Annotated in this window: 13 protein-coding genes; 6 read left to right on the plus strand and 7 right to left on the minus strand. The window is 58.5% G+C overall.

Annotated features, from left to right (window positions below; genetic code table 11):
* Positions 1-151 precede the first annotated feature (151 nt).
* Entirely contained in the window at positions 152-505 is a 354-nt protein-coding gene (locus BVL55_RS09980; protein WP_075996766.1) for a YjiS-like domain-containing protein, read from the plus strand.
* 70 nt (positions 506-575) lie between these two features.
* On the opposite strand, the gene BVL55_RS09985 is transcribed toward BVL55_RS09980, so the two are convergent.
* A complete protein-coding gene (locus BVL55_RS09985) occupies positions 576-1,406 on the minus strand; it encodes a DUF1194 domain-containing protein (protein ID WP_075996767.1) in 831 nt (276 codons plus the stop codon).
* A gap of 67 nt (positions 1,407-1,473) precedes the next feature.
* Between BVL55_RS09985 and BVL55_RS09990 the strand changes: the two genes are divergently transcribed.
* The 3 genes from BVL55_RS09990 (at position 1,474) to BVL55_RS09995 (ending at position 3,775) form a co-directional block, all read left to right on the plus strand.
* A complete protein-coding gene (locus BVL55_RS09990; RefSeq protein WP_075996768.1) occupies positions 1,474-2,199 on the plus strand; it encodes a haloacid dehalogenase type II in 726 nt (241 codons plus the stop codon).
* 232 nt (positions 2,200-2,431) lie between these two features.
* Positions 2,432-2,569: a hypothetical protein gene (locus BVL55_RS16540; RefSeq protein ID WP_156892504.1), complete on the plus strand. Its 138-nt coding sequence runs from the start codon at positions 2,432-2,434 to the stop codon at positions 2,567-2,569.
* A gap of 291 nt (positions 2,570-2,860) precedes the next feature.
* Entirely contained in the window at positions 2,861-3,775 is a 915-nt protein-coding gene (locus BVL55_RS09995) for a GlxA family transcriptional regulator (RefSeq protein ID WP_083649660.1), read from the plus strand.
* Positions 3,776-3,781: 6 nt separating this feature from the next.
* Here BVL55_RS09995 and BVL55_RS10000 read toward each other — a convergent pair whose 3' ends face one another.
* The 3 genes from BVL55_RS10000 to BVL55_RS10010 all read right to left on the minus strand — a co-directional run bounded on the left by BVL55_RS10000 (position 3,782) and on the right by BVL55_RS10010 (position 8,872).
* Positions 3,782-4,648 (minus strand): phosphodiester glycosidase family protein, encoded by an 867-nt coding sequence (locus BVL55_RS10000; RefSeq protein ID WP_162841489.1) that lies wholly within the window; start codon positions 4,646-4,648, stop codon positions 3,782-3,784.
* 276 nt (positions 4,649-4,924) lie between these two features.
* On the minus strand, positions 4,925-7,486 hold the full coding sequence (locus BVL55_RS10005; RefSeq protein WP_075996771.1) for a GcvT family protein: 2,562 nt from the start codon (positions 7,484-7,486) through the stop codon (positions 4,925-4,927).
* A gap of 153 nt (positions 7,487-7,639) precedes the next feature.
* A complete protein-coding gene (locus BVL55_RS10010; protein ID WP_075996772.1) occupies positions 7,640-8,872 on the minus strand; it encodes an NAD(P)/FAD-dependent oxidoreductase in 1,233 nt (410 codons plus the stop codon).
* 21 nt (positions 8,873-8,893) lie between these two features.
* Between BVL55_RS10010 and mnmC2 the strand changes: the two genes are divergently transcribed.
* Both mnmC2 and BVL55_RS10020 read left to right on the plus strand, forming a co-directional pair.
* A complete protein-coding gene (gene mnmC2, locus BVL55_RS10015) occupies positions 8,894-9,622 on the plus strand; it encodes a tRNA (5-methylaminomethyl-2-thiouridine)(34)-methyltransferase MnmC2 (protein ID WP_075996773.1) in 729 nt (242 codons plus the stop codon).
* 235 nt (positions 9,623-9,857) lie between these two features.
* Positions 9,858-11,222, plus strand: a complete 1,365-nt coding sequence (locus tag BVL55_RS10020) for a mechanosensitive ion channel family protein (RefSeq protein WP_205410782.1) — start codon at positions 9,858-9,860, stop codon at positions 11,220-11,222.
* Between the two features lie 65 nt (positions 11,223-11,287).
* On the opposite strand, the gene BVL55_RS10025 is transcribed toward BVL55_RS10020, so the two are convergent.
* The 3 genes from BVL55_RS10025 to BVL55_RS10035 form a co-directional block, all read right to left on the minus strand.
* Positions 11,288-11,815, minus strand: a complete 528-nt coding sequence (locus tag BVL55_RS10025; protein ID WP_156892505.1) for a hypothetical protein — start codon at positions 11,813-11,815, stop codon at positions 11,288-11,290.
* Positions 11,816-11,940: 125 nt separating this feature from the next.
* The gene (locus tag BVL55_RS10030; RefSeq protein ID WP_075996776.1) at positions 11,941-14,409 is read right to left on the minus strand and encodes a dipeptide ABC transporter ATP-binding protein; all 2,469 of its coding nucleotides are present in this window, start codon (positions 14,407-14,409) and stop codon (positions 11,941-11,943) included.
* 70 nt (positions 14,410-14,479) lie between these two features.
* On the minus strand, positions 14,480-15,613 hold the full coding sequence (locus BVL55_RS10035) for an ABC transporter permease (protein WP_075998064.1): 1,134 nt from the start codon (positions 15,611-15,613) through the stop codon (positions 14,480-14,482).
* Positions 15,614-16,032: the final 419 nt, after the last annotated feature.

The following is a 16,032-nucleotide window of genomic DNA, read 5'->3' on the forward strand; positions in this document are numbered from 1 at the left end:
CTATATGTCAATTTTTTTGATTGCAACAGTAAAATCTATTCGTTTGATTGAAAGATGAAAAAGCGGCACTGTGCTTCTCGAGACCTTCGCGAAGTCTCCTTTACACAAACGCCGGACCGGCCAGACCGGAATGGCACGAAGGAGAAAGAAAATGACCTATTTCACCAGGGCAGAAACCTGCTCAACCGCCTCCAATCCCGCAACCTTTCATCCTGTGGCGCGTCATTACAGGCCAGCGGGAAGCTTCGCCAGAGTGATACAGCATATTGCCGATGGCGCCGGCGCGACAATGGTAATGGCCCGCGAGGCCCTTGAAGCCCACCGCCAGCACAGGCTGAACCGCGCTGCGGTTGAGAGGATGCTGGGGTTGGAAGACCACATGCTGCACGATATCGGCCTCACACGCGCCGATGTTGAATGGGCAAACCGGCTGCCCCTGTCGGTCAACGCGGCCACTGAACTGGAAACCAGGGCCATCATCAACCGCAAGGAATGGAAGCGGTAACATGCTGCCCGAACCACCAAACGGCCTCTCCGGATAAACTTCGCAGGGGCCGTTTTGCCGTAACTGCCCGTCAACGGACATTGAAATCCCATTGCCACAAAAGGCGCTCGCCAATCAGGCAGTCCGTGGAAGCCTCCCCCGCAGTCCGGTGAACCGGCAACTGGTTTGCGCCAGGAACGCCGCCGGCCAGTTCGAGAACCAGCTTGCGCCGCACCGCTTCCGGAAACGTCTCCCAGCTCGTCACGGGAACGGAGAAGGAAGCAGGGCCGCCAATCACACAATCGATGTAGTAACGGTCAAGATCGGGAATGGAGTAGCGTCCATAGGTTCCCGTGGTGGTCATCAAAGGCAAGCCGTTGATGATGATGCCGTTTGCAACCGCTAGATCCCGCGCTTCGTCCACCGGCACACCCTGATTGTTGGGGCCGTCTCCCGATATGTCGATGACACGCTTCAGTCCTTTGAACCCGTTGCCGTCGAACAGACGCACGGCAGTCAGAATTGCCCCGGAGATCGAGGTATAACGCATGTTGAACGAAGGGCCCGACAGTAGCAGATCGGCAAAGGCCTGCGCATCTTGCGGCGTGGCGATCTCCCGCCAGGGAACAACCACATGCTGATTGCCGTCGCCGGCCCATTCCATGAAGGTGATCGCCACCCGTCCGGTAAGGCCGGAAAATATTGCATCGAGAACCTGCGGATCGGTCAGGGCCGCCGCATAGCCCCGCCGCTGGATTTCCATCTCTTCAGCCCCCATGGAGCGTGAAACATCAACCGCCAGCACCAGTTCGACATCCACTTCCCGCTCAGCGGTCTGTGCAGACGACAGGCCCGGCAGCAAGGCTGCCAGGGCAAGCGCGAAAAAGGCGCTTTTCATTGTCAGTTGTGCACGCGCAAACATGATCGTATTCCTGTCTGCTTGGGGTTCAGACCCTAGATTAGGTCATGGAGATGAAAAGCCAAAGCCCGTGAAACGACGCCCCAAAGCCCTGATATTTGATATTTTCGGCACCGTCGTCGACTGGCGGCGCGGTGTTGCCGGCGAATGTGCCGCCATGTTTGAAAGAAAGGGCATTGCCGCAGACCCCTTCGAGTTTGCCGATCGCTGGCGCGGCCAATACCAGCCTGCCATGCAAAGGGTGCGCTCGGGCGGCCGTGGCTATGTTTCCCTCGACACGCTGCATCTGGAAAACCTGTCCGTCGTGCTTGCCGAAACCGGTATCAGCGACCATTTCAGCGGCGAGGAGCGGAAAATGCTCAACCGCGCCTGGGAAAAACTGCCGCCCTGGCCCGATGCGGTCGAGGGGCTTACCGCGATCAAAAAATACGCCATCATTGCGCCCTGTTCCAACGGATCCATCGCCATGGTCACACGGATGGCGAAATATGGCAGCCTGCCCTGGGATGCGGTGCTCGGCGCCGACATTGCCCAAAACTACAAGCCCAAAGCCATCGTATACCGCCGCAATGCCGAAGTACTGGGACTTAAGGCCGGCGAGGTGATGATGGTCGCAGCCCATAACGACGACCTCGCCGCCGCCCGCAAGGCTGGGCTAACCACCGCCTTTGTGGCAAGGCCGCACGAGCATGGTCCCGGCCAAAGCACCGACCTTGAGGCAACCGGCGACTGGGAGATTGTGGCCGGTGACTTTGTGAAACTTGCAGAGGCGATCAGCCGGCTGCCCGGCAGCTGAAAAACGTTAAACAACACCCTGCAAAGCCATGTGAAAAACGCATCTCCGCTATGTTGTTTTCACACTGGTCCAAAGACCCGTCTGCAACTATATGCGAAAAGTGAGCCGCCCCAACCAACTTGTTTGGGAAAGCAGATACGCAACGTTCTGAGGGAAGGAACCGGTATTTGCTTTAAAACCTGCTAGGGAAGCAAGGCGACTCTGTGTCAAACACCAATGCATGGAGTTAACAATGAAGAAGCTTTTTTCCCGGTTCCGCATGGAACACGTCAACATGAACACCGAATTCGCTCGCGCACGCATGGCCCGCTCCATGCCGGGTGAAACCGCAGCCCTGATTTCGATACGTTATGCAGGCATGAGCCTGTAAGACATACCGCCCGACCATTCAAAAAGCCCGGATGCGAATGCCGCACCGGGCTTTTTGCTATCTATAACAGCTTGTTAAGCTGTTTTCCCGATGCAATTTGATTGACAAACCCGCAATTGCGGCTATGTCGCATCTGGGATATGCTGGCGCAATCTCCCCGGAGAGATCCGTCGTGGCGCCAGGATCGCGGAGGAATGATTGACGGTCCAGACATCGATTGAATCGGCTGCGGCAAGACCAGCGGCCCACCGCCAGAAAACCATTGTGTTTTTTCTGGTACCCAATTTTTCCATGATCGCCTTCTCGACCGCCATCGAGCCGCTGCGCCTTGCAAACCGCATGCGCGGCGACGAAATGTATGCTTGGCGGCTTGCTTCCATGGACGGCAAGCCGGTCACCGCATCCAACGGCATTACCGTCAATGTCGAAAGTTCACTCGATGATGAACGCCATGCCCTGGCGGGCTCCCGCAGGCCCGGCATCATGTTTGTGTGCTCCGGCATTGAGGTGGAGAAATCCGAGAACAAGTCGCTGTTTGCCTATCTCAGGGAATGCAAGAATTCCGGCGTGACCGTTGGCGGCCTTTGCACAGCGGCCCATCTTCTGGCTGCTGCCGGCCTGCTCAACGGCAAACGCTGTGCCATCCACTGGGAGAACTTGCCGGGCTTTCAGGAAAAGTACCCCACCGCCGAAGTGTTTGCCGACCTCTATGAAATGGACGGCAATATCTGGACCTGCGCCGGCGGAACGGCAGCACTCGACATGATGCTCTCCCTGATCGGCCGCGACAATGACGAGGAACTGGTCAACCGGGTCTGCGAACAGGCGCTGACCGACCGCGTCCGCAATCCCCACGATCGCCAGCGCCTGCCGCTGAGAGCAAGGCTGGGCGTCCAGAACGCCAAGGTGATTTCGATCATCGAATTCATGGAAGCCAACATTTCCGAGCCGCTTTCGCTGGTGGAAATCGCCGATTATGTCGGCTTGTCACGGCGCCAGATCGAGCGGCTTTTCCAAAGCCAGATGGGGCGCTCTCCGGCCCGCTACTATTTGGAAGTACGTCTTGACCGCGCGCGCCATCTGCTGCGCCAATCCACCATTCCGGTGGTGGACGTCGCCATTGCCTGCGGCTTCGTTTCCGCCTCGCATTTTTCCAAGTGCTACCGCGAAATGTACGGAAAATCCCCGCTGCAGGAACGCCAGTAGTCGCGCCTACTGGGTTTTGGGATTGCGACCCTGAACCACCAGAAAATTCTGCACACCCAGCAGCGCATCGACCCGCAAGTCCCATTCATTGGCGATGGTAAGCTGGGTCGAACTGCCGCCATCAAGCGCAATGGCCCAGTCGCAATCAAAATACCCGCCCCATGACGGGCTGCGCAGCAGCCAGCCGGCCTCATACAGACTGAGCCCCTGCCCCGAAACCACGAGGATCAGGGAGTTTTCCCGGTCGAGCTGGCAGAAGATGGTGCGCCGCTCAGGATCGTTCCCATTGGTGTTCATGGCCCATTTCCCGCCCTGTTCAAGGATCACCGGCCGGCTTTGAATGGCTTCAAACGTATCTTCAGGCGGTCCGGCCTGCGAAAGTGACATGCTCGGCTGGCCGTCACGATTGAATGCCAGAAAGCCGCCGCTCTGCGGCCAGGCACTAGACAGGCGTTCGCCATCATCGATCAGCATTCCCACCGGCCTCAGGCGGCCATTGGCAGAAGAGGCAAAAAAACCGCCATTGACCGCGAGCACCGCATCAAGCCGCCTGACGACCGAACGGGCCCACTCGCCGCTTTCCTCCTGTTGTTGAACGACATCGAAGCGGTAAAGGGAATTGTCAATGCGCAGTGCCGTAAGGCGCGTGCCGAGCGCTGTGGAAACCTCCAGAACGTCCAGTCCCTGCGCCAGCTGCCGCCAGGCACTCTCTTGCAGTGCGTTGACGGCTTCCAACGTTCTGGCGGGAACTTGCGACAGGCTTTGGGCGGGAACCTGTTCTGCGGAAAGACCGGCGCAGACGAGCGCCAGAAAAAGCAACCTGATTGCCGCACACTGGTGCAGCAGCATTCCAGGTAGGCGGTTGGTCAACAACGCGATCTCCCCGTTGCTCCGCGCCTGCAGGCCATTTGCCATCCCGTTGACTAACGAAACAGCCCGTCCGGCAGGCACGGCCGTTGCTTTCGAATTCTGCCGCCTCCATCAGAATCCGGTTTTCTCAAACGCTTTGATCCTGACCCTAATTGGACTGTGCCGCCGCCGCAATCGTCACGAAAGGTCAGCTTTGTCACATTTTCAACAACAAAAAGGGCGGCCTCATGGCCGCTCTTTCTCGTTAATTCCCATATGCAGGGTCATTTCTTCCCGGACTCAGCTTCTCGGCTTCAGGTTTTCGGGGTCGTAGAGCGGCTTGTAGCCAACCCCCTCGACCCGTACCGGGTAATGCTCCCCGAAATACTCCACCAGCAGCTCACGGCCCTCCTGGCAGTAATCCCAGGGCAGATAGCCAAGGGCAATGTTCTTTCCGATGGTCGGGCCAAATGCGATCGACGTGGTGAACGAGCGCCTTCCAAGTGCGTCGACCAGGGTTTGCCTTGTTTCAGGATCAAGGATCGGCAGCGTACCCACCGGATAGCGGGCAACGCCGTCCGCATCCACGTTATCCGTCATCACCAGCGTACACAGCATGGCCGGCTGATGCTCCCGCGAGCGGTATTCCAGATGCTTCGCCTTGCCGCGAAAATCGGCTTCCTTGACTTTCGGACGGGCAAGATCGGCTTCGTAAAGATTGTACTCGGTCAGAAGATCGGCGTTCTGCAGCCTGAGGCTCTTTTCCATACGGCGGGTGTTCGCATAGGTCTCAACCCCGAATGCCATGACATCCAGCCCGCGCAGCGCGTCCCAGACCGCCAGCCCGTCTTCGTACTTCATGTGAAGTTCCCAGCCCTGCTCGCCCACATAGGAAATGCGGAAAGCGGTAACCGGTTTACCGGCAATTTCGATCTGCCGGATCGCGGCAAAGGGAAAGTTTTCCTGGGTAAGCCCGTCCGGATCGGCCACCACCTGCTGCAGCGTCGTGCGCGCATTGGGGCCCCAAAGGCCGATGGTAACGTATTTCTCCGAAACATCCTCAATCGCAACGTCATAGCCGTCATCCTCGGCCATTCGCTTCATGTAGAGAAAATCGCGGTTTCCGGCATCCGCACCGTCCACAAACCGGTACCGGTCTTCCATTCTGAACACGGTAAAGTCGGCCCGCACCATGCCCTCATCATCGAGGAAATGGGTGTAGATGCCCTTGCCCATGGTCTTCTCGCCGCCGACCTTGGCAGCACACAGATATTCCATGAAGGCTTCCTGGTCCGGCCCTGTGATATCGTACATGGCAAAATGCGACAGGTTCACCATGCCGACATTCTCGCTCATCTCCAGATGTTCGGCGTTGGAAACACGCCAGAAATGGCGGTTGTCCCATTCGTTTTCGCGCACCGGCACCTGGTCGCCGAACTTCTCCAGCAGATGTTCGTTGGCGGCATAGCCATGGGCACGCTCCCAGCCTCCCAGCTCCATGAAATAGCCGCCGAGTTCCACCTCACGCTCATAGAAAGGTGAGCGCCGCACGCCGCGCCCTCCGGCAAACGGTTCACGCGGATGAACCGCCGGATTGTAGATTTTCATCGCCGTTTCGGTGCAGCGTTCGTGAATATACTGCTCCTGGGTCTGATGGGGGTAGAAACGGGCATAGTCGACCGGATTGTGATCGATTTCCGTGCGCCCGTCGGTCATCCAGTCGACCAGCAGTTTGGCCATGCCAGGCCCGTCCTTGACCCAGATGGCGACCGCATACCAAAGCCCGCGCACCTTCTGGGATTCGCCGATGGACGGTCCTCCATCGGTGGTAACCTGCAGCAGGCCGTTAAAGGAGTGGTTTTCGTTGTAGCCCAGTTCGCCGAGGATGGGCGTCAGTTCCATTGCCCGCTCCAGCGGCGTCAGGATCTGCTCCATGTCGAGATCACGCTGGGAGGGTGACAGGCGTGCCTGATCCTTTTCCAGAATGTCACGGGGATGGCAAAGCCGGGGTTCGCTCTCCTCGTAATAGCCCCATTCGATCTGTCCGCCTTCCGGCGTCGTCGGATCGCCGGTGTCGCGCATATAGGCCGAATTGCCCTGATCGCGCATCAGCGGCCAGCCGATGTCCTTTCCCGTACCGGCAAACTCGTTATAGGGACCGAAGAATGTCAGCGGATGGTCAACCGGCATCACCGGCAGGTCCTCACCGGCCATGGCGGCAATCAGGCGCCCCCACAGCCCGGCGCAAACGATGACGTAATCGGCCTCAATGGTTCCACGATGGGTCACCACACCCTTGATGCGGCCGTTCTCGATCACCAGATCGGTTGCCGGGGTGTTGGGAAAACTCTTCAGTTTGCCGGTCTTTTCTGCCTGATCGACCAGCTTTCCGGCAACCGTCTGCGACCGCGGCGTCACCAGCCCGGCATCGGGATCCCACATCGCCCCCTGGATCATCTCTTCTTCCAGAAGCGGGAACTTTTCCTTGGCTTCCTTCGCGCTGATCATCGAGACACGGGTACCGAACGCCTTGCCCGAGGCGACCTTGCGCTTCAGTTCCGCCATGCGCTCGTCATCGCCGGTGCGCGCCACTTCCATCCCGCCGACCCGGGCGTAGTTGCCCATCTTTTCGAAGAAATCGATCGAATAAAGCGTCGTCCAGCAGGACAGGAAGTCGTGGCTGGTCGTGTAGCAGAAATCGGAAGCATGCGAGGTCGAGCCGATATCGGTTGGAACCGAGGATTTGTCGATCCCGACTATGTCGTCCCAGCCGCGCTCGATCAGGTGGTGCGCAACACAGGCTCCGACAATGCCGCCAAGACCGACGATAACCACTTTTGCTTTCTTGGGAAATTCCGCCATGACTGTGCTCCGGCTGTAACTGGGCTGTGCCGGAAGCTCCCCATGGATCAAACCCGGCCTCTCCCCGCAGGGACTGTCCCGGTTTATCTTAAATCAGCGCCCGAAGCGATGTTCTGTCAGCGACCAAGGCGTGTCGGCGGCACAGCGGCCATCTCACCACGGCAGATGGGCAAGGCCAAAACTGATTTTGAAGCCTCCCACCGCCACGGAAATCTGCTCGTGATCCTGAAGCTGGCCAAACACGGGTTCGGTGCCGATCTTGCCGGTTTTGGGATCGGGGATCGTGTTTCTTGGCCGCACATTGGCCCATCGCTCGGCAACCGAAGCCGGGGCAATCGCCGGGCACAGCGTACAGGCATGGTCGAAAAAACCGGTATCGGCGGCATTATAGCCGGTTCGCGCTGCCTCCAGGGCCCCTTCGCCTGCGCCGTCCGGCAACCAGGCATCGATGCTCGTGGAGCCAACCGCGATCCTGTTGGCACGGCCGGACCCATCAACGCCCATCGCATTTCCATGCGGCACGATATAGCTGCCGCTGTCATAGACAATGGGAAGATCATCGCCATGTGGCAGTTCCAGCAGCACCGCCTGCCCCTTGACGCCCCGCCCCGTCACTTTTTGTCCGCCAAGGCGGGCTGCCATGCCTTCAATCAGGCCGTATGCCTCCCAGCCATTGGCAACGGCAATCCGGCCCGCCGATATCGCTGTGCCATCGGCCAGCGTGACGGAGCACGTTTCCCGGTGGAGCGCCGCCACTTCGGCGCCTTCCAGAATTCTCCCGTTTTCATGGCTGTCGACGAAATGTGCCAGCGCGGCCAGACAGGCGCGCGGATTAACCCGCGCCGACAACGTGTCATGGGCAGCGCCAAATGATGCAACGTCAGGCGAAAGCCAGGAATTGCCATCGGGCAGAACAAAGCGGTTTTCCAGTTCCCCCGGCGCAACATGTTCCAGCGTGAAAGCCTGGCGGCCCGTTTCATCCCGCCAGTTTTCATCAGCCCCGGCAACGCGCTCGGCAAGATGATCAAGCATTTTTTCATGGACAAGCGGCATCAGCCGCCCACAGCGCCGGTAGCCGCAGTCAAGACCCGTATCGGCCTCCAGCGCGGCAATGGCAGTTTCAAGCGACCGCAAGCCCTCATACTGCATCTGCTTTTTGGCATTCCAGCGATCCGGCATGTGCGGCATCAGTGCACCGAGAAATCCGCCCGACGCACCGGCGCCGACGCTGCGCTTTTCGGTCACAAGCACCCGCTCGCCGCGTTTGAGGGCATGGCGTGCCGCCCAAAGCCCGAATATGCCGGCGCCAATCACCAGCAGATCGGGGCTGCCATGATTTCCCGCCTGAACCTGATGCTGAATCGGTGTATGAACTTTCTGACTCATCGAGCGAGTGAATAAGCGCAAATGATTCAAAACAAAAGCAAAACGCAGACTGACAAAATACGCAAAGCACGGATCGAATGGCTGGAAGGCGGCGTTCCCCGTTCAGCCCGTTTTGGCGATCCCTATTATTCGCGGCAGGACGGGCTTGCCGAAACCCGGCATGTTTTCCTTGAGGGAAACATGCTCGCAGAACGCTTTGCCGGTTGCCGTAATTTTGTTGTCGCAGAACTGGGCTTCGGCACCGGGCTGAACTTTCTTGCCACCGCAAGCCTGTGGAAGGAAACCGCTCCTGAAAATGCAGAACTTGCCTTTTTCTCGTTCGAGCAGTTTCCCATCGCTGCCCGCGACATGGGCACGGCCCTGAATGCCTGGCCCCAATTGCATCCCATGGCAACAGCCCTCACCAAAGCCTGGGAAGAACGGCCGCCAGATGAAGGCTTATTCAGTTTCGAACTCGGCAATGTCCGCCTCGCCGTTTTCCTGGACGATGCGAACACCAGCCTGCCAAAGGCACAATTTGCGGCCGACGCCTGGTTTCTCGACGGCTTCGCACCCGCCAGAAACCCGCAGCTTTGGAACGATGTGCTGATGGGCGAAGTATACGCACACACCCGCCCCGCCGGAACGCTCGCCACCTACTCCGCTGCCGGCTGGGTGCGCCGCAATCTGGAAGCTGCCGGCTTTTCAACCACCCGCCAACCCGGATATGGCGGAAAACGGCAGATGACCACAGCACACCGCCCCCGCTGAACCGCCGGCCCGCAGCTTCAACTTCCTGACTCCTCAAGCCGCAACCTGGTGGAAACATCAAACGCCTGATAGCCCCGAAGCCATGGATGTGTGATACTGGCTGCAAAATGACGGCGATACACGCGCCGCGATAGGTATTGACAGAGTAGTTCAGGGTTCCACGGAACCGGGAAAACTGAATGTAAAAACAAAATCAATGGCTTAAAAGGTTGTCGCGTTTCCGGCGGGACGCAAAATGATCCAGGGGATGACCATGCAGAAATATCTCGACCCGGCATTCTGGCAGGAGACTGGCAATGATATTCTGAACCAGCTCATCGCCTGGTTCACCAGCCCGCAATTCTACGCCCAGGTAGCAGCGATCCTCCTGTGTGTTGCGGCAGCCTGGTTCCTGGCCCGCATGCTCAACCAGCGCGTCAGCTGGTTTTCCACCACGCCTGAAAAGGACGTGCGCTTCTACCGTATCCGCCAATACGTTCACGCCTTGTCGGACCTGCTGTTTGCGTTGCTGTGTTATGTCTTTTTGGGCTTTGCGGTGGACATTGTTACCGCTGCCGTCGGCGTTGGCTGGCTCGTCAAGCTCGCCCAGGGTCTGGCGGTCATCTTCCTGCTGTATACCGCGATCAACCGCTTCATCACCCATCCGATGCTGCGCACGGCAATGCTCTATATCGGCATTCCGGTCGCCACCCTTCAGGTCTTCGAATATCTCGATGAAACCACCGCCTTCCTGGATTCAATTTCCATGGAAGCCGGCAACATTCGTATCTCGCTCTACTTCCTGATCAAGGCGGCAATCGCCGGTGGTTTCTTCTTCTGGCTCGGCACGATTTCCAACCGCACGGGGCAAAATGCGATCCGCTCCCAGGATGCGCTGGACCTTCCCACCAAGGAATTGTTTGCCAAACTGTTCCAGATCGCCCTGTTTGCAGCAATCTTCATCCTTCTGCTGCAGGTGCTCGGGCTTGATCTTACCGCCCTTGCGGTAATCGGTGGTGCCATTGGTGTTGGTATCGGTTTTGGCCTCCAGCAAATTGCCTCGAACTTCATTTCAGGCATCATCCTGCTGATCGAACGCACACTGGTCGTCGGCGACTATATCGAACTGGAAGACGGACGCGCGGGCATTCTCAGCGAGCTCAACATGCGCTCGGCAACACTCGAGACCTATGACGGCAAGGAAATCATGGTGCCCAACGAGAAGTTCATCACCTCCGTTTTCATCAACTGGACCCGTGATGACCCGCGCCAGCGTTACGAGGTCGAATTTACCGTTGCATACGACACCGACATCCGAAAAGTGCCGGGTCTGATCGTCAAGGCGGTATCGAAACATCCCGGCGTGCTGCAGGAGCCTGAAAAGCCCGATTGCGAACTGCGCGGCTTCGGCGACAGTGGGATCGAGTTCGCCCTGGAGTTCTGGATCAAGGGCATTGACGACGGCAAGAACCGCATCTCTGCCGACCTTTTGACCATCATCTGGGAAACGCTGATGGAAAACGATATCCGTATCCCCTATCCCCAGCGCGAGGTCAGAATTTTGGAAGACAAGCCAAAACTTGCCATCCGCCGCAAGGAAACAACGGCCAGGAAGAGCTGACGGCTCGACCCTCTCCAATTTGGCCTGTCAGGCAATTGGCTTGCTGAAAAGCCCGCTGGACCGATTCAGGACTGCTTGTCCGGTGTCTTGGTGCCGGCTGGTTTCTGGCCCGGCGCAAGACAGTTGCCTGGTGGCACGCGGTGATCGGGTCCGAACCAGCCCATGCCGAGCAGGATCAGGAAAAACAGTCCCCCGGCAAAAATCGCCAAAACGGCAAGATTGCCCGCTTGTGCCAGCAGGCCGTCATTTGCCAGACTTAGCGTGCGGTTCTGGTAATCGGCAAGCAGGGCAGCACCGCCCAGAACCAGCGCGCCAAGCATGGCATGAAGCAGATGCAACTGCTGTGACATCGCACGCAGCCGCTTGGCGAACAGGCAATACCAGAAATAGACAATGCTGCATGCTGCGGAAAAAACCAGCAGTCCCATAAACGGCACAACGGCAACCGTCATCCACGCCATGGAACGGTTGACCTGGGCGGCAGCCCAAGAAAGCAGCACCAGGCCAGCACAAAGCAGGATCAAAAACACGGCACCGCGCCTGAATTCGGCGCGGCTTATCGTGCCTTCCGGCACCGTTAGCAGTTCACGCATGGTCGTCTTGTCCGCAGTTGCTGAAAACTCCGGTCTCATATGGAGAGGAAAAGGAGAAAGCGCAACCGGGCGGCCCGGTTGCGCCTGAACTTTGGCCACAAGTGCGGCCTGTTGAGGCTTTGGGCTTAACGCGGCTCCTTGCCGAAAACGCGTACATATTCATCACGCCCGCCCTTGGCCAGCGCCTTGGCTTGCCTGACCCAGTCGTCGCGCTCGATGCGGCCCTTGAAATTAAGGTACCCGTCCACCCAGTCACGCTCGGTCTTGTTCCATTTGGCGACCTGCTCGAACTTGTAGATGCCAAGATTGTTGAGCGTTTTTTCAAGCTTCGGCCCCACACCGGAGATCAGTTTGAGATCATCCGGCCTGGCAGGCTTGCGCATGGCCCTGGGCTTTCCACCGCCAGCGGTTTTGGCGCTCTTTCTGCTGGTGGACGAAACCAGGGGCATCGCCTTGGCGGAAGCAGATTTCCTGGCGCGGGGCGGCAGCTTGGCGCTCTTGCCCTTGCCCTTGCTGCGCTGGCTGATGACCGGCTCCATCTCCGCCAGCACGCTGGCATCCAGATGGCATTTGATCAGATTGCCCGGCGAGACTTCCTGCATGGACGGCACTTCGGTTTCGCACAGATCACCCGGCACCCGGCTCTTCCAGCGGCAGCGTGTCTGGAACGGACAGCCGGGCGGCGGGTTGACCGCCGAAGGAATGTCACCTTCCAGCACGATGTGTTTTTTCTCGATGGAAGTGTCGGCAATCGGCACCGCCGAGAGCAACGCTTCGGTATAGGGATGATAAGGCGGGGCAAACACCGCCTCCGTCGGCCCCTGCTCCAGCACATGGCCGAGATACATCACAATGATACGGTCCGACAGATAGCGCACGATCGAAAGATCGTGGCTGATGAACAGCATGGTGGTCTTGTTTTCACGCTGAATTTCCATCAGCAGATCGGTAACGGCCGCCTGCACCGACACGTCGAGCGCAGAAACCGGCTCGTCGGCCACCACGATCCTGGGCGTTCCGGCAAAGGCGCGGGCAATGCCCACACGTTGTTTCTGGCCACCGGAAAGCTGGCGTGGCATGCGGTCGGCAAATTCGCGTGGCAGTTTCACCAGATCCAGCAATTCCAGCATGCGCTCGCGCCGCTCTTCCTCGGTATTGCCGATCTTGAAAATCTCAAGCGCCCGGATGATCTGGCCACCCACACTGTGGGACGGGTTGAGCGTGTCGAACGGGTTCTGGAAAACCATCTGGATGGCAGATATCGTCTTGGTATCGCGGTCCTCGATCTGGATGTGCTGAATTTCGTTGCCGTCCAGCGCTGCCACCCCATCGGTGGCTGTTTCAAGACCCATCAACACCTTTGCAAGGGTCGACTTGCCGCAGCCCGATTCGCCCACGATCGCCAAGGTCTCGGCTTCCCGGGTTTCGAAGGACAGCGTTTCATTGGCCTTTACAACCCGTGTGCCCCCGGAAGCGCCAAACAGGGAATTGGCCGCAAGCTCGTAATATTTTTTCAGATTGTCGACCTTGAGGACCACCTCGCCCGGCTTGACCTTCTCCGACTGAACGGCGGCGGCAATCGGCGCATCCCAGTCAATTTCGTTGATCCGCAAACACCGGCTGCCATGGCGGTCATCGTCCGCTATCGGCTGCATGCGAATGTCCTGCACATTGCACAGACCGTCCCTGAAATAATCGCAGCGTGGCCCGAAATTGCAGCCCCGCGGGCGTTCATGCGGCAGGGGAAAGTTCCCCGGAATGGCAACCAGCGGCCGTTCGTTCTTGTCCGCACCAGGCAGCGGAATGGAGCGGAACAGCGCCTGGGTGTAAGGGTGGCGCATCTTGTCGAAAACATCGGCGATCGACCCGGTCTCCACCGCCTCGCCCGAATACATCACACAGATCCGGTCGCAGGTTTCCAGCACAAGCCCAAGATTGTGCGAGATGAACAGCATCGACGTGCCGAATTTCTTGCCCAGATCCTTGACCAGTTCGACGATGCCCGCTTCCACCGTCACATCCAGAGCGGTGGTCGGCTCGTCAAGGATCAGCAGCGACGGCTTTGACATCAGCGCCATGGCAATGACGATGCGCTGCTGCTGCCCGCCGGAAAGCTGGTGCGGATAGGAATTCAAAATGCGCTCGGGGTCCGGCAGGCGCACGGCCTCGACCACTTCCAGCGCCATTTCCCAGGCCTGCTGTTCAGATACGCCCTCATGGATGATCGGAACTTCCATGAGCTGTTTGCCGATTTTCATCGCCGGATTAAGCGAGGCCATCGGCTCCTGATAGATCATGGCGATCTCGTTGCCGCGGATGTCGCGCAGTTCCTGATCCGACATTTCGTTGAGATTGCGGCCCTTGAACTTGATCGACCCGCCAACGATACGCCCGTTAACGCCCAGATCCTGCATGACACCGAGCGCAACCGTTGACTTGCCGCAGCCCGATTCCCCAACCAGGCCCATCGCTTCTCCCGGTTGAACAACACAAGAAAAATCCATCACCGCAGGAATTTCGCGCAATCGCGTGAAAAAGCTGATGGAAAGCTTTTCGATCTCGAGGATCGGACCGTCATAGTGCCATTTGGTCATCGTGTCGTTTCCTTGTCCTTGCCGGCGGCAGCGTCCGCAATCTTGAATGCGGACGCTTCATGCAACGGCATCAATCCCTCAAGCTTTCCTCGCGCAGGCCATCTGCCAGCAGGTTCAATCCCAGAACGAGGCTGAGCAGCGACAGGGCCGGCGGCAAAGCGGGATGGAGGTAGATGGTCAGAAGCTTGCGGCCTTCATTGATGGTCGAACCCCAATCCGGGCTTTCCGGCGAGAGGCCGAGGCCGAAAAAGCCAAGCGTTCCGAGCAGGATCGTGGTGTAGCCGATGCGAAGACAGAAATCGACGATCAGCGGACCGCGTGCATTCGGCAATATCTCCCACAGCATGATATACCAGGGCCGCTCGCCACGGGTCTGCGCCGCAGCAACATAGTCCCGCGTCTTGATGTCGAGGGCCAGCCCGCGAACGATACGGAAGACCGTCGGCGAGTTGACAAACACGACCGACACAAACACCACCAGCAGGTTTGGCGGGAAGGAGATAAGGCCGAGCGGATCGGCGTTCCAGGCAATGCCCAGATACAGCCATATCCCGATCACAAGCGTGATGCCGACATACAGATTGCGCTTGGATGGCTGGGTGTAATACCGCGAGTTCCACAACACGACCAGAAAGATGATCGGAAACAGGAACAGCACACCAGCCAGATAGACCGGCACACCTGTCTGGACGATTTCCGGCGTCACCAGCAGGAAGAACAGCAGGATGACCGGGAAGGCCAGAACCAGGTTTGCCAGGAAGGAAAGGAACGTATCGAACCGGCCACCGTAATATCCCGCCGGCAGGCCCAGGGTAATCCCGACCATGAAGGCAAACAGCGTCGCGAAGGGCGCAACCTTGATAACCTCCCAGGAACCCACGATCACGCGGCTGAACACATCGCGTGCCAGATTGTCCCCGCCAAGCAGATAATAGGGGTAGACCCCGCTTTCGGCTGCGCTGGCGATCGGCGTTCCCGGCACCTTGTTCTTCATGCCTGAAATCTGATCGAGCACGCTGTGGGTGATGAGCATATCAAAGGCGCCGCCGAAAATTCCGGCAAACACCCAGAACATTACCATTCCAAAGCCGATCATTCCGATCGAGCTGTCGAACAGCTTGCCGTAAAGGCCGAGCCTGCGCTTGTAGTAGATTGAAAGGCCGAAGGTGAGCGCCAGGGCAATCCACACCGGCATCAGCCGCATGATGATTGCGGCAACAATCCCGCGGCTCTCAAGGGTCGATGTGAGGTCGCCACCCAGTGAAAAGACCACCGTGATCACCAGCCAAAGGGCGGCCAGGATTCCGATGAGCTGCAGCGACCATTTGAAGATGCCGCCGAGCATCGCCGCCGGCTCTTCCAGAAAGGTGCCGAACACCCAGCACAGTGCTGCTGTTATGGTGCCAATGACGGCAACGACCATGAAGACCTTTATGAAGGGCGAGCCCAAAGACAGGTCAGCGCCACTGAAGCCCACCGTGATCCAGCTGTAGACGATGACGAGCGCGGCAATCAGCAGCACACCGATCATCACCCCGACGGTCGTAAACAGTGCACGCGAGGGCTTTGAATCGGTGATCGAAAGCAGCATCCCGGTCGCTCCCGACACAACGGCAAGCGCGC

This window comes from Salaquimonas pukyongi (genome assembly GCF_001953055.1).
Taxonomy (GTDB): domain Bacteria; phylum Pseudomonadota; class Alphaproteobacteria; order Rhizobiales; family Rhizobiaceae; genus Salaquimonas; species Salaquimonas pukyongi.

What these genes read in the sequence shown, in the direction of transcription:
- BVL55_RS09995 (WP_083649660.1), top strand. Translation starts at nt 2,861, where the DNA reads ATGATCGCCTTCTCGACCGCCATCGAGCCGCTGCGCCTTGCAAACCGC.
- BVL55_RS10030 (WP_075996776.1), bottom strand. Translation starts at nt 14,409, where the DNA reads ATGACCAAATGGCACTATGACGGTCCGATCCTCGAGATCGAAAAGCTT.
- BVL55_RS10025 (WP_156892505.1), bottom strand. Translation starts at nt 11,815, where the DNA reads ATGCGTGAACTGCTAACGGTGCCGGAAGGCACGATAAGCCGCGCCGAA.
- BVL55_RS09985 (WP_075996767.1), bottom strand. Translation starts at nt 1,406, where the DNA reads ATGTTTGCGCGTGCACAACTGACAATGAAAAGCGCCTTTTTCGCGCTT.
- BVL55_RS09980 (WP_075996766.1), top strand. Translation starts at nt 152, where the DNA reads ATGACCTATTTCACCAGGGCAGAAACCTGCTCAACCGCCTCCAATCCC.
- BVL55_RS10035 (WP_075998064.1), bottom strand. Translation starts at nt 15,613, where the DNA reads ATGCGGCTGATGCCGGTGTGGATTGCCCTGGCGCTCACCTTCGGCCTT.
- BVL55_RS10010 (WP_075996772.1), bottom strand. Translation starts at nt 8,872, where the DNA reads ATGAGTCAGAAAGTTCATACACCGATTCAGCATCAGGTTCAGGCGGGA.
- BVL55_RS10005 (WP_075996771.1), bottom strand. Translation starts at nt 7,486, where the DNA reads ATGGCGGAATTTCCCAAGAAAGCAAAAGTGGTTATCGTCGGTCTTGGC.
- BVL55_RS16540 (WP_156892504.1), top strand. Translation starts at nt 2,432, where the DNA reads ATGAAGAAGCTTTTTTCCCGGTTCCGCATGGAACACGTCAACATGAAC.
- BVL55_RS10020 (WP_205410782.1), top strand. Translation starts at nt 9,858, where the DNA reads ATGATCCAGGGGATGACCATGCAGAAATATCTCGACCCGGCATTCTGG.
- mnmC2 (WP_075996773.1), top strand. Translation starts at nt 8,894, where the DNA reads ATGATTCAAAACAAAAGCAAAACGCAGACTGACAAAATACGCAAAGCA.